This window comes from Marinobacter sp., from assembly GCF_048259445.1.
Lineage (GTDB): Bacteria > Pseudomonadota > Gammaproteobacteria > Pseudomonadales > Oleiphilaceae > Marinobacter.
Genome location: NZ_JBLXHQ010000029.1, coordinates 1 through 13,904, shown reverse-complemented (window position 1 = coordinate 13,904; position 13,904 = coordinate 1). Strand labels below are relative to the sequence as shown.

General features: G+C 54.5%; 8 protein-coding genes. 3 read left to right on the top strand and 5 right to left on the bottom strand.

Annotated features, from left to right (window positions below; translation table 11 throughout):
* Positions 1-14: 14 nt before the first annotated feature.
* Positions 15-1,673 (bottom strand): diguanylate cyclase domain-containing protein, encoded by a 1,659-nt coding sequence (locus tag ACN0RL_RS16955; protein ID WP_417518962.1) that lies wholly within the window; start codon positions 1,671-1,673, stop codon positions 15-17.
* 102 nt (positions 1,674-1,775) lie between these two features.
* Here ACN0RL_RS16955 and ACN0RL_RS16950 point away from each other — a divergent pair, with 102 nt between their 5' ends.
* Both ACN0RL_RS16950 and ACN0RL_RS16945 read left to right on the top strand, forming a co-directional pair.
* A complete protein-coding gene (locus ACN0RL_RS16950) occupies positions 1,776-3,563 on the top strand; it encodes an ATP-binding protein (RefSeq protein ID WP_417518960.1) in 1,788 nt (595 codons plus the stop codon).
* Positions 3,560-5,557, top strand: coding sequence for an ATP-binding protein (locus ACN0RL_RS16945; protein WP_417518958.1), 1,998 nt, complete (start codon positions 3,560-3,562; stop codon positions 5,555-5,557). The genes ACN0RL_RS16950 and ACN0RL_RS16945 overlap by 4 nt, the downstream gene beginning before the upstream one ends.
* Positions 5,558-5,616: 59 nt before the next feature.
* Here the strand turns inward: ACN0RL_RS16945 and acnA are convergent, their stop codons facing one another.
* The 3 genes from acnA to ACN0RL_RS16930 all read right to left on the bottom strand — a co-directional run bounded on the left by acnA (position 5,617) and on the right by ACN0RL_RS16930 (position 10,692).
* Positions 5,617-8,385, bottom strand: a complete 2,769-nt coding sequence (gene acnA, locus ACN0RL_RS16940; RefSeq protein ID WP_417518956.1) for an aconitate hydratase AcnA — start codon at positions 8,383-8,385, stop codon at positions 5,617-5,619.
* A gap of 130 nt (positions 8,386-8,515) precedes the next feature.
* Positions 8,516-10,039: a methyl-accepting chemotaxis protein gene (locus ACN0RL_RS16935; protein ID WP_417518954.1), complete on the bottom strand. Its 1,524-nt coding sequence runs from the start codon at positions 10,037-10,039 to the stop codon at positions 8,516-8,518.
* Between the two features lie 74 nt (positions 10,040-10,113).
* The gene (locus ACN0RL_RS16930) at positions 10,114-10,692 is read right to left on the bottom strand and encodes an SCO family protein (protein WP_417518952.1); all 579 of its coding nucleotides are present in this window, start codon (positions 10,690-10,692) and stop codon (positions 10,114-10,116) included.
* A gap of 150 nt (positions 10,693-10,842) precedes the next feature.
* Here ACN0RL_RS16930 and ACN0RL_RS16925 point away from each other — a divergent pair, with 150 nt between their 5' ends.
* Positions 10,843-12,297, top strand: a complete 1,455-nt coding sequence (locus tag ACN0RL_RS16925; protein ID WP_417518950.1) for a hypothetical protein — start codon at positions 10,843-10,845, stop codon at positions 12,295-12,297.
* 121 nt (positions 12,298-12,418) lie between these two features.
* On the opposite strand, the gene ACN0RL_RS16920 is transcribed toward ACN0RL_RS16925, so the two are convergent.
* Positions 12,419-13,867 (bottom strand): rhomboid family intramembrane serine protease, encoded by a 1,449-nt coding sequence (locus tag ACN0RL_RS16920; RefSeq protein ID WP_417518948.1) that lies wholly within the window; start codon positions 13,865-13,867, stop codon positions 12,419-12,421.
* Positions 13,868-13,904: the final 37 nt, after the last annotated feature.

Sequence of the window (13,904 nt, the reverse complement as noted above, 5' to 3'; positions counted from 1 at the left end):
TATGCAGTTATAGATCAAAACGTGTCTCCTGACGCCACGGTAACGCCGTTGCGGCCCGCACGTTTGCGCTGATAAAGAGCCCGATCTGCCGCATCAATCGCCTGGTCACCGGATGAATAGGCATTCAGCAAAGCAACACCGGCACTGAAGCTGACCGAAAACTCCTCGCCACCGCCGTTAAACACCAGTCGGGCAAAATCCTGGCTCAGCGACTCAAGCACTTCAACGGCTTTTTCCAATGAGCATTCCGTCAGCACCAATACAAATTCTTCGCCGCCATAGCGGCCTATAATGTCCGTATTGCGCAACCGATGGCGAAGCTGGTTTGCCAAAGCCTTGATCACCATGTCACCCGTTCCGTGGCCATAGGAATCATTGACCTGTTTAAAACAGTCCAGATCCAGCATGGCAACAACCGAATCATGTCCATTCCGATTCGAGCGCGCATGCTCTCGGTTGAGCTCGATTTTTGCGAGTGCGTGCTTCAGAAGGCCGGTGAGGCTGTCAAGCGATACCAGTTTATCAAGCTGCCGGGCACGATAGCAGCGTATCCGGGCCGTACGCAGAAGGAATTGATCAGAAACAGGTTTGGTAACGAAATCATCACCACCTCGCGCCAACACATCCAGTTGCAGATCCCGGTTCTCTTCAGAAGAAAAGAAAATAATCGGCAGGCTGAGCCACTCAGCCTGAAATCTCAGCATCCTGGCCAGTACCGGACCATCATAAGAGCCCATTTGTACATCCATGAGCAAAATGTCGGGCCGGAACTCTGACAGCTCGGATAATAAGCGTGAAGGGTCACTCAGGGCCCGCACCTCCATCCCACCGCTGGTGAGAACCAGGCGATAGTGTTCCAGCAGTTCGCTGTCGTCATCCACAATCATTACGCGCCCGGTGAGGGTTGTCAGTCCCTCGGCCAGAAGCTGTTCGATCCGGTCTGCGAGAGCTGGAACATCCTGAGGCCCATCAAGACAGGCATCAACGCCCAGAGAAGCCAACCGGTAACGGGTGTTAATGTCATGGGCCTCACTAAAACAGATCACCGGAAGGCTGTGCAGCCTGGCCAACCATTGTTCAGCTTCATCCTGCAGAAGTGTGTCCCTCACGATGACCAGATCAACATCATCCATGCTGTCCGGCCACTGTTGACCAGTGCTCAGGCTGCGCAAACGATAGCCATAGAGCGCCAGGCCGGCAGATATCTGCCCTGCAAGCTCCTGATCAGGTTCTAGAATCAACAGCATAGGCTGATTGCCTATCTCTAACGGACGTGGCTGATGCCAACCGGTCGAGACAGGCTCAACTGTTCCCAGGAGGCTGCCAAGGCCAAAAATTGCTTCTTTGTGACCGGCATCCAGAAACTGATTCAACTGAAGCCGGATACTCTCGTTGTCAGCCCCCGCAGCAATCTGATCTGCCAGCGGTTTTATCGCAATCTCGAGCTTCCGGGCGTGCTCGCCAAGCTGTGTAAAGCCCAAAGTGCCGGCAGAGCCCGCCAGCCGATGCAACAGATGATAGGCAGCTATCAGTTCTTCGCTAGCTTCAGGGTGACGGGATGCATTAGAGATACTGGCGACCAATCCTTCAATTTCGCGTATCGTTTTATCCCGAAAACGATTACGCAGAGTCTCCAGTTTTTTCCGCACCTCGGATGAAGGGCTATGAGGCATAAGGTTTCTTGCTGGTAGTCGCGCACACGCGCTGTGAATTCTCGTTCAATTGATGTTCAATCAAAACAAGTTTTTCGGCAAATAGCCAGACAGGAGCACGTTTTGAGTCAATTATCTCTGGGTACCCGCCTTGCCGTGATCATATTGATTGGCAGCCTGGCCACCGTAGGTTCTGTTATCTATACCGCCTACGATGCTTTGCTGGAGGAGTTTGCAACCAACCTGTCAGTGCAGCAGGCGAATGAAACCGCTCACATTTCCAGCCTGGTCAGCCAGGACCTGGAGCTTCGAACCAGTGCACTGGTCCAGTTTGCTGCCATGCTGAACCAGGATGGCCAGTTATTCCCTCCGGCACAACTTGCAAAAGTACTGAAAAGCCAGAAAAGACTGAAAGAGCTGTTTCCCCATAGCCTTACCGTTCTGACTCCAAACGCCACTCTGATTGCAGAAAACATTTACGCTCCGGGCAGAGTGGGTACCTATTATGCCGATCGGCCACACTGGAAAGAAGCTATTGCAACCCGCCGCCCGGTCATCAGTCGCCCCCTGATAGGGCGGGCAACGGGTATACCCTTGATGGTTTTTATTGCGCCAATCGAGAGCAGCAACGGAGAGCTCCTGGGTTTCCTCAGCGGCACCATGGAGATGGATCAATCACTTCTGATACCGGAAAGCATACGCAACGATGCCAGCGAAGACGCCGTGTTTCTGGTGATAGATACAGATAACTTCCTGTTTGTAGCAGGCTCTGCTGACGGCAAGGCTATCGAGAGCCTTCCAGACCCCGGGGAAAACTTACTGATTGATGCCGCGCTGTCCGGTATCCGTTTTGGTGAGGTTGAGACTGCCTCAGGTAATACACTGATTTATGCGACCAACCACCTGCAACGCCTGGGATGGATGTTTATCCGCGCCGTCCCAAAATCTCTTGCAACGGCCCCCGCAAAACAGGCTTTTAGCCGGTTTTTTATGATAAGCACCGGGTTAACGGTCGGTATATTGTTGCTGACGTATCTGGCGCTCCGCTCAACAACAGCATCCCTCACACAGATGACCGGCCGGATCCGCTCCATGATCCTGAAACCAGAAAGCTCCCGCCGCCTCAGAGAAAAAGGTGCACCAGAGGTCCGGGATCTGGCGACGGCGTTTAATCATTTGATGGATGAGCGGGACGCTAACAACCGGCTCAAGGACAACTTTGTTTCCAACGTCAGCCATGAGCTGAGGACCCCCCTCACGTCACTGAATGGCGCACTCCGGCTTCTCGACTCAGGAACAGCGGGTGAACTGCCGGAAAAAGCCCGAAAAATGACCACTCTTGCCCTGCGTAACAGCGAACGCCTGCAGTTACTTATTACAGATTTGCTGGATTTCAACAAACTGTCGGCAGGAGAAATGCGGGTAAACTTCCAGAACGAGCAGGTTGGAGAGTTAGTCAGGCTGACTGTCAGCAGCAACCAGATAATGGCTCACGAGTACGGTGTGACACTGATCGCTGGCGATATCCCCGACCTGACCGTGATAACCGATGGCCACCGGCTCAGGCAAATCCTGGATAACTTTATCAGCAATGCCATAAAGTGCTCGCCTCGTGCTGGTGAGGTCTCAATTCGTGCAGAAGAAACGAGCCAGCAGCGACTGCGTATTACCGTGAGTGATCAGGGTAAAGGGGTGCCTGACAGTTTCCGGGATCGGATTTTCGAGCGTTTCACCCAGGCAGAAGTGGGAACGACCAGAGCCACCAGTGGCACCGGGCTGGGGCTGGCCATTTGCCGTCAGCTAGCCGGACTTCTGGGTGGCGAGGTAAATTTTTACAATGACGGCGGCGCGCATTTCTGGATCGAACTCCCCATTCAAACATCAGATACAGACAGGGAGCAGGAATCATGAAAGCACCCAGGCTGCCAGCCAACGAACGCGAGCGACAGACAGCACTGAATCAGCTGAGAATCCTCGACACGCCCTCTGAAGAGCGCTTCGACCGCCTCACCCGAATGGCCGCACGACTTCTGAATGCCCCGATCGTGCTGATTTCGCTGATCGATCACGACAGGCAGTGGTTCAAATCCTGTGTCGGGCTGGATGTCAGCGAAACCCCAAGGAGTATTTCATTTTGCGGCCACGCCATTCTCGAAAAGCAGCCGCTGGTGATCGAAGATACATGGAAAGATGAGCGTTTCTGCGACAACCCCCTGGTGACCGGTGCCCCGAACATCCGGTTCTATGCCGGCACACCTCTTCACAGTGCAGACGGCCATGCCTTGGGCACTTTATGCGTCATTGACCGCAAACCCCGAACGCTGAGCGAGGACGACCGACAGTCTCTGCGCGATCTCGCCGATTGTGCCGAAGAACAGATCAGCGCCCGTGAATTGGCCATTCACTACCGTGAGCAGGAACTGGAACAAAAGAATGATTCCCTGGCCATGCTTAAACAGTTGGCTGACATGGTACCCGGAGGCCTCTATCAGTTCCGGCGCTATCCCGATGGGCGGATGAGCTTCCCTTTCAGCAGCATGGGCATTGAACGTACTTTTGGTGTGACACAGAAGCAGGCGCGGGAAGATGTAAGATCGCTGTTCCGGATGATTCATCCCGATGATCTGGCGACAGTAACAGCGTCAATTGATGTGTCTGGACGCCAGTTGAGCACCTGGTCGATCCAGTTCCGGATCCGTGGGCAAGAGGGCCACTGGCGCTGGATAGAGGGTCATTCCACACCGCAGAAGCTTTCGGATGGCAGCACTATCTGGCATGGCTACCTTGAAGATATCGATGACAGAAAAAGGGCAATGCTCGGCCTGAAGGAAAGTGAACAGCAGCTTCGCCGACTGTTTGAGCTGGCGCCCAGCGGTATCCTGCTTTCGGACTACCTGACCTCAGAAATCATCGATGTGAATGCCGCAATGCTCAAATCTACCGGTTACAGCAAGGATGAATTCCTGAAGCTGGACTACCGTACTCTGCTTGCGCCTGACCATGTATCGAGACGCACTGAAGCTCTGAATCAGTTGAGGCAGACGGGGTATTTCGGCCCCATCGAGCAGAACGTGATCAATCGCGAGGGTGTCATCTACCCCGTTGTTCTCCACAGTATGCTGATACGTGACTCCTCGGGGCGCAAATTGCTCTGGGTGTTAATGGAAGATATTTCTGAACGCAAAAAAATCGAACGGATGAAAAATCAGTTTGTCTCTACCGTCAGCCATGAGCTGCGCACACCGCTTACGTCCATTACAGGCGCGATTGGCCTGCTGGCCGGCGGCGCCGCCGGGACACTTCCCGAAAAAGCTCAGGACATGATGACGATCGCCAGGCGCAACGCCCAGCAATTGGCTACCTTGATCAATGACTTGCTGGATATGGAAAAACTGGTCGCTGGCAAACTGGATATCAATCCGGAGCATCAGCCTTTGCAGCCTCTGCTTGAGCAGGCGGTTTTTACAAATCAGCCTTACGGTGTGCAGCGCAACATCACCATCGATCCGGCGCCCTGCATTCCCGATATCAAGGTGTTCGTAGATGGGCAGCGGCTACTGCAAGCGCTGAACAACCTTATATCCAATGCGATAAAGTTCTCGCCGGACAACGGCCGGGTTCGCCTGTCCGCCCAACCTGAGATAACAGACGGAAAACCAACCGTTTTGATTGCGGTGGAAGACAGCGGAGAGGGTGTCCCGGAAGCCTTCCGGGATCAGATCTTCCAGCGTTTTGCTCAGGCAGACAGCTCCGACACTCGCAGCCAGGGCGGAACCGGTCTTGGGCTGGCAATCACACGGGAGTTAATTACCGTGATGGGCGGCGAAGTCGGTTTTGAGTCTTTGCCGGGTCAGGGTGCTACCTTCTGGATACGTTTGCCGGTTGCAAACAGTGATGACTCATAAAAAAACCGGCGGCCTGCTAGCAGGCCGCCGGTTTTTATCTGAACCAGTCAACAGACGATTCAGGCAGACTTGAGCATCTCACGCACCACATAGTGCAGTATGCCACCGTGGACAAAATACACCGCCTCATTGGCAGTATCGATCCGCGACTTCAGCTCACAGCTTGCAGTAGAGCCGTCCTTGTAGGTTACCGTCATAGTCAGGGTCTGGCCCGGCGATATGTCACCAGACAGCCCGTTGATGCTGACAGTTTCCTCACCGGTCAGCTTGAGGCTCTTGCGATCCGTGCCTTCCGGGAACTGTAGCGGCATCACGCCCATCCCGATCAGGTTGGAACGGTGAATGCGCTCGTAGGATTCCGCCACCACCGCGCGGACTCCCAGCAACCGGGTGCCTTTGGCAGCCCAGTCGCGGCTTGAGCCGGTGCCGTATTCCTTACCGGCAATCACAACCAGTGGTGTGCCCTGCTCCATATACTTCATGGCAGCGTCGTAAACCGGCATTTGCTCCCCTGTGGGTACAAACTTTGTGAAACCACCTTCAACACCATCCAGCATTTCGTTACGGATGCGCACGTTGGCGAAGGTGCCACGCATCATCACCTCGTGGTTACCGCGACGGGAGCCGTAAGAGTTGAAATTCTTCGGCTCAACCCCCCGTTCTTGCAAGTATCTACCAGCGGGACTGTCGGCACTGAAGGAGCCGGCCGGGGAAATGTGGTCGGTGGTTACTGAATCCCCCAGCAAGGCCAGAATGTTCGCGTCAACGATGTCCTCCACCGGGTCTGGTTCCGGCCCCATACCTTCAAAGAAGGGCGGGTGCTGGATGTAGGTGGAGTCTTCTGACCACTTGTATACTTTGGTTTCTGGCACTTCAATGGCCTGCCAGGTGGCATCGCCATCGAACACGGCGGCGTATTCGGTGCGGAACATGTCAGTTTTGACCTTTTCCACAGCTTCCGCGACTTCCTGCTGACTCGGCCAGAGATCTTTCAGATACACAGGGTTGCCATCCTTATCCTCACCCAGCGGGTCTTCCGCGAGGTTCAACCGCACGTTGCCCGCCAATGCGTAAGCTACAACCAGGGGCGGCGATGCCAGCCAGTTGGTTTTCACCAACGGATGTATACGGCCTTCAAAGTTACGGTTACCAGACAGCACCGACGCAACCGTTATGTCACCGTCAGCAATGGCTTTTTCAACCGCATCTGGCAGCGGGCCGGAGTTACCGATACAGGTAGTACAGCCATAGCCCACCAGATCAAAGCCCAGCTTGTTCAGATCGTCCTGGAAACCACCGGCCTCCAGGTACTCGGTGACCACCTTTGAGCCAGGTGCCAGCGAGGTTTTCACCCAGGGCTTGGTTTTCAGGCCTTTGGCTACTGCTTTGCGGGCTACCAGGCCGGCGGCCATCATTACGCTGGGGTTGGATGTGTTGGTGCACGACGTAATTGCGGCGATCACTACCGCGCCCGGATCGAGGCGCGTCTTCTCACCGTTCATTTCCAGCGGCTGACTTGATGGGTGATGGTAGCTGTCATCCACACCCACCGCTGTCTGGCCCCCTTCTGATTCCAGATTACTTTCACGGTTTTCAGCCGCATCCGGCGCGCCTTCGGCCGTCGACATCAACAGCTCGAACGTTGATTTCATGTTCTTCAGTGCGACACGATCCTGCGGCCGTTTTGGCCCGGCCATACTGGCTTCTACTTCACCCATGTCGAGCTCGAGGGTAGCCGTATATACCGGCTCGTGGCCGGGCTCACGCCAAAGACCCTGAGCTTTGGCGTAGGCTTCAACAAGCTCTATCTGCTGGTCGTCCCGGCCGGTCAAACGCATGTAATTAAGGGTTTGCTCATCCACCGGGAAGAAGCCACAGGTTGCGCCGTATTCCGGAGACATGTTCGCGATAGTGGCACGGTCTGCCACTGGCATGTCCTTAAGCCCGTCGCCATAGAACTCAACGAACTTGCCAACCACGCCTTTTTTGCGAAGCATTTCGGTAACCGTCAGTACCAGATCCGTGGCGGTGATGCCCTCACGCAATTTACCGCTCACTTTAAAGCCCACCACTTCCGGTATCAGCATGGAGACCGGCTGGCCGAGCATGGCCGCTTCGGCTTCGATACCGCCAACACCCCAGCCAAGAATACCCAGGCCGTTAATCATGGTGGTGTGGGAGTCTGTACCCACGAGCGTGTCCGGATAGGCGATGGTTTTGCCGCCCTGCTCTTTGTGCCACACGGTTTTACCAAGATACTCCAGGTTTACCTGATGGCAGATACCGGTTCCCGGCGGCACCACACGGAAGTTATCAAAAGCTTGCTGGCCCCAACGCAGGAATTCATAGCGCTCCTGGTTGCGATCCATCTCGATGGCCACGTTATCTTCAAAAGCAGATGAGGTGCCGAATTTGTCGACCATCACCGAGTGGTCAATCACCAGATCCACCGGCGACAGCGGGTTAATCAGCGCAGGATCTCCACCCGCCTTTTTAACGGCCTCCCGCATGGCAGCCAGATCGACCACACCGGGCACGCCGGTAAAGTCCTGCATAAGCACCCGTGCCGGGCGGAACTGAATTTCGGTATCTGAACGCTTGTCTTTCAGCCACTGCACCATGGCATTAACATGGCTTTGATCCACCGTTACGCCGTCTTCGTTGCGCAGCAGGTTTTCCAGAAGCACTTTCAGGGAAAAGGGCAGGCGATTGATTTCGCCAAGGGACTCCGCAGCTTTGGGCAGACTGTAGTAATGGAAGGTTTTACCGCCAGCGCTCAGGCTGGTCAGTGTATTCAGGCTGTCTTTGCCAAGGCTCTCATTGGACATGGTATGCCTCCTACGATGAATTGCGATCCTATTACTATCGCATCGTTTCGGCAGACTTCAACTTATAGCAGCTGATGTTCGCCATTCATCCGGTGAATGGCGGGCGACATCGTATTTTTCAGCCGGGCTGTTAACGCGTTTTGTAATCGGCGATCAATGAATCCACCTCTGCAATCATACGCCCGATTTCTGCAGCCATAGCCTGGGACTTTGCCGCCTCTTCAACAACCTCCTGGCTCTGCTCCGCAACCTGCTGAACACTTTGATTGATCTGCCCGGAAGCCACAGCCTGCTGCTCGGTAGCAGAGGCAATTTGCAGGTTCATGCCGTTTACCTCGGCAATTGCCGCTTCAATAACCGCAATCGCATTGCCAGTCTGGGTCATTGCGCCCAGGGTCTCCCGCGAGCGGGTCTGGCCCATTTCAATGGCAGCCAGAGTGGCTTCAGAAACGTTGGCCAAACCATCAATCGTGGCACGAATTTCTGTGGTGAAATCCTGAGTACGCCGTGACAGATTGCGAACCTCATCAGCTACCACCGCAAAACCACGACCATGTTCGCCAGCACGGGCAGCCTCTATGGCTGCGTTCAGAGCAAGCAGGTTGGTCTGATCTGAAATATCGTTGATTGAGGCGATAAACGAGCCAATTGACTCAACTTTCTCTACCAGCTCGGTGACCATGCGCGAAGAGTCTGTGAGCGCGGTATTGGTGGCTTCAGTCATCGTAATGGCGCTCTGAATGTGACGAGCGCCCTCAGCCGATGCTTCCGTCGAGCGGGATGCAGATTCAGCTGCAGATTGCGCGTTTCGGGCTACGTCCTGAATCGTTGCCGTCATCTGATTGGTAGCAGCCGCTGCCTGGTCTGTCTGAGCCTGCTGAGCCTCTATGATCCGGTTGGTTGAAGCACCTGCAGCTGTCAGTGCCGAGGCACTTGTATGCAACTGGCTGGAGAGCCCACGTACCGAATCTATCAGTCCTGCGAACTGGGTCATCATGGTATTGAACGCGGTGGCAGCAAGATCACCCTTTGTGTTCTCCAGACGGCCGCGCAAGTCATGCTCGTTATCAAAGGCGTTAACCAGTGCAATAATTTCCCGTGAGCGCTGCTGCTCAGCGGCCATTCTGATCGCAAAAAACGACAGGATGCCGGCTTCAAAAACCACGAAGGCTGCGTGCAATGCAGTGATAGACCAGCTACACCCATAATTGAAAAGCATCACCGGCATGCCACCGATGACGGCTTCCGAAAGCTGCAATGACGTCAGCACAAGATGGTGCACCGCAATCAACGCGGCGGCTGCAAACACTGGAAGCCAGTCGCGGTACGCGATTGTGAGTGCCAGCGCTGCAAAAATATGAAAATGCATTTCGATGCGCCCGAGCTGGGCCTGAATCATGGTGGCCGAGAACAGCATCAGACACATACAAAAAAGCACGCCACAGGCACGGGTTCCGCGAAGCCAGCTATAACCGGCAATAACCAGTGCACCGATTGCCAGAGATGCTGTGATCGCAAAGCCGGTGGTGCCGTACCCCCAGGGCACAAGCAGCCCCACTACCGGAACGTGAGCCAGCAACAACCAGAGCATGCTGCGATCTGCGCTGAGCATTTCCTGCCGGTGCAGGTGCTGAATGTTATCCGTTGAATTCACAGTGACACCTCATCTTGAAATCAGACCTGAACCAGCTGATTCAAATGTTAATGTGAAAAACCCGCCATGGCACTTCAGCCACCAGCATGCTCCATAAGCCGCGTAAGATCGGCATTCACCCGCTGCAAATCCAGCTCGGGCGAGGCGTACAGAAGTTGCCTCCGGTTATCTGCCGTTACTACGTACAGCCGCGCACCGTGGTTGATTTCCCCATGAGTACCTTCCGCGCGAGCTGCGAAATCACCATATTCATTAGCCAGTGCCTGGGCCTGACGGAAATTCTCCGGCCGCACAGCCCGGAAGTTCTGGCCCATTACTTCCATTACACCGTCAAGTTCCTGCTGGCTGTCGTTTTCAGGATCCAGGGAAACAAAAACAAACTGCACCGGTCGGTCATACCAGTGATCGTGCAACGCCTTAAGGTTGAGCAACTGAAGTGGGCACACCGTACCGCAGCTTCGATAACCAAAAAACACCACATTCAGGCCGGCATCAGGCACTTCTGCACCCGCCAAAGTTGGAACTGGCAGGTTGGTTTTGTACCCGTAAAAGCCGGATTCGCCGCCCGTTCTGTTGAAAAGCCCATGAGCAAACGGCAAAGTTGCGGCCATGGTCAGTGCTGTCAGTAGCAGAATGACGGGGGCAGGTCTCATAGCCAATATCCTGCTGTTGGTGTGATAAGTGGGTCTTTTTTCAGGAACCGCGGCCCTTACAATCGTTTACGGCCATGCTGGCATATTCTTTAGGTGCCATATTTGCGATCATAAAAGACTATTTATATCCAGGCAGGGCTTCCTCCGACCATGAAACATGATTGCCACTACCACCCGGGTGACCCTGCCAAATGGCACTGCGGCGAATGCCAGGTTCATTACTGCACCCGCTGTATGCCTGATGCTGATACTCGCCAGCGTAAGGCGCTGTGCCCGAACTGCAGCAAAGCCATGCGGTATCTGGGAGCAGCGACAGAAGTAGTACCTTTCTGGAACCGGATCGGATCTTTTTTTCGTTATCCATTCCACTCTGATCCACTGATCGTCATCGCTATATGTACATTGGTGCCCCTTGTCGCGCCCGCCAACCTGATCGGGATCCTGATCTGGTTACTGCTGGCACTGGCGCTGTTCAAATACACCTATGCGGTCATTAACCACACAGCCGAAGGCCACCTCAAGCCGCCTTCGGTATCCGTCGCCTTTACTGGCAGCGGTTTTAATATTGTTATTCTCCAGTTGCTGGTTTTCATTTTCATGGGCGGGCTGGTTGGAGCAGCTGCAATGTTGGGCGGCCCATTACTGATGTTGCTGGCACTGGCTTTTGTGGTTTTGGCGCTGCCCGCCAGCATCATGGTTCTGGCCATGGAACGATCGGTGGGCGCCGCGGTCAATCCGATGAATCTGGCGGTACTCATTTCCCGCATCGGCAGTCCCTACTTTCTGCTCTACGGCTACCTCATTCTGCTCACCCTGGCCTCTGGCGTGGCACAGGATTTTGCTCACAATCACTTTCCCTTCTGGTTTTCGCAGCCTTTATCCGGTTTTTTGAACAGTACCTTTACGCTGATCCTGTTCAACATGCTGGGTTATCTTTTATTTCAGTATCAGGAAGAGTTGGGGTTTGCCTCGGATATTCAGGACGACACTGAGAATGTCGACATGCACCAGCGGGATCGCAGCACCCGTTTTGATGCAGACATTGATATGAATCTTAAAGACGGCAACTACGATCGTGTTCAGGGCATGCTGAAGGAAGCACTGAAGCGAAACCGGGATGATGCGCTGCGCATCGGCCAGCTCTACCAGCTATTGGTAGCCCGGAACGATACAACGGAGCTTTACCATTTCCACCCAAGGATTCTGGGCTGGCTGGCCAGCCGAAGCGATGATGAGGGCATAGTTTCATTGCTCGGTATGCTTGAAGCGACAGAGCCCGGCTTCAAACTGAATGATCCTGAAATCGCCGTGCGCTGTGCCCGCTGTTTATATCAGCGTGGGCAATACAAACCCGCCATAAGGCTATTGCAGGACTTCCATAAACGCTTTCCGGAAAGCGATGAACTGGCTCCGGCCTATCTGTTGGTTGCGCAAAGCCTGGCTAACGGCCTGAACCAGTGGGAGAAGGCGACGGCTTTCCTGACGTTTATCCAGAAGCGCTGTGAAAAACACCCGTTACACGAACAGATTCCGGTTTATCTGGCTCAAGCTGAGACGCGAGAGCTTCTTAAAGGGCCAAAGGCAAGCTTTCTGATTCAGGAGTAAGGCGAGCGACGGCATGGCTCCCCCAAAACACGCTGTAAATACCTCCCTGTACGCTCGGCTCCGCCATCCATGGCTCCGCACGGTTTTGGGGGAGCCATGCCGTCGCTCACCCTCCAACTCTTCAACTTGTCTGAAGCAACTGCCGATAATGACGTGCCTTGGGCTCCATCTGTAGCTTCTCAAACTCTTCAGCAAGTAACCTGCAAGCCTCCGTAGTCAGCAACGGATCATCAGCACCGCGCAGGCGTTCAAACGCCTTTTCTGCGGCCTTGAGGTCGTGCTGCTTGAGGCTGGTGAACAACACTCTGTTGTGATCCTCGGCGGCAAGCGGATGGTAAGTCTCCCCTTTACCGAGATACTCCTGCCATACCGCAATCATCTGTTCCGGCTGCCGGCGGCTCAGACTGACGTTCATGAGCTCACGGGTAAGGGACATGTACTCGGGTAAGTCCGGACGCAGCTTGGCGAGGTTATACAGGTGTTCCAGCAGAATGGGCCTGTCCGGATAGTGCTCGCGCAACGCCTCGAACTGGCGTCGGGCCAGATCGAAATCCATGCGCCCCAGACTTGCCATGGCCTGGGCATAACCGGTTGTGAAGCGATCATCCTGCTCAGCCTCTTCCGGCTCAAAAAACTCTTCGCGCACCTGCAGCCAGCTTTTACCCAGCAGCCACACCAGCCCGGCGCCCGCCAGCAAGCCGCCGGCGTGGGCCATATAGGCAACACCGGTCGCACCGGCGAACCAGTAATCGTAAATTTCCTTACCCAGCCACACTGGCAGTATGGCCAGCGCGGGCGCCCGAAAGTAGTTGAAGTACACACCGAGAAAATAGAAAAACCGGATTTTCTGCAAACCGTAGATGGCTACGTACATGCCCATCAATCCGGATATTGAGCCGGATGCTCCCACAAGCGGAATATGGCTGCCGAGCGAGAAAATGGTGAATACCACGCCAGACAATGCGCCACACATCAGGTAGGCAAGCAGAAAACGGCCCGGGCCAAGCGCCTTTTCGACGGTAAAACCAAGCAGAAACAGGAAAACCAGGTTACCGATAATGTGCCCCCAACCACCGTGAAGGAATTGATAGGTAACCAGGGTGTACAAAGACAGCTGCGCCGGAATAAGGCCAAGTTGCTGGGCGCTCAGGCGCTGAATGTAGGTTTCTTCAATAAGGGTGCGTTGTTCCAGCCAGTGCACCCGATCGGTCGGGGCCCAGATCACATCACGATTGTTCAGCAAGTACTGGTAAAATTCACGATCCATTAGCAGGCTGACCGCAAGCCAGAAGTCTTCGTCTTCTGCTCTCAGCTTCTGAAATCTTTGAAGCTCGAACACCAGTTCATCTTCACCTTCGAACCGGATTTTCCGTTGCAGGTAGTCCTCATAGGCAGGACCTTCCAATTGCGGCAAGCCGGAATCCACATAAGTATCAACCGCCTGCTCAAGCTTTCGGCTGTCTCCACCCTGGTAAAACAGGAAAACCAGAAGGCAGGTAAACATCAATCCGAGGGTTACCCAGGGGGGCTGCTTCCAGTTAACAGCGTTCTCGGCAGGAATAATCAGCATGGGCGGTCACAATTCATCATAATCTGTCCCTGAAAAA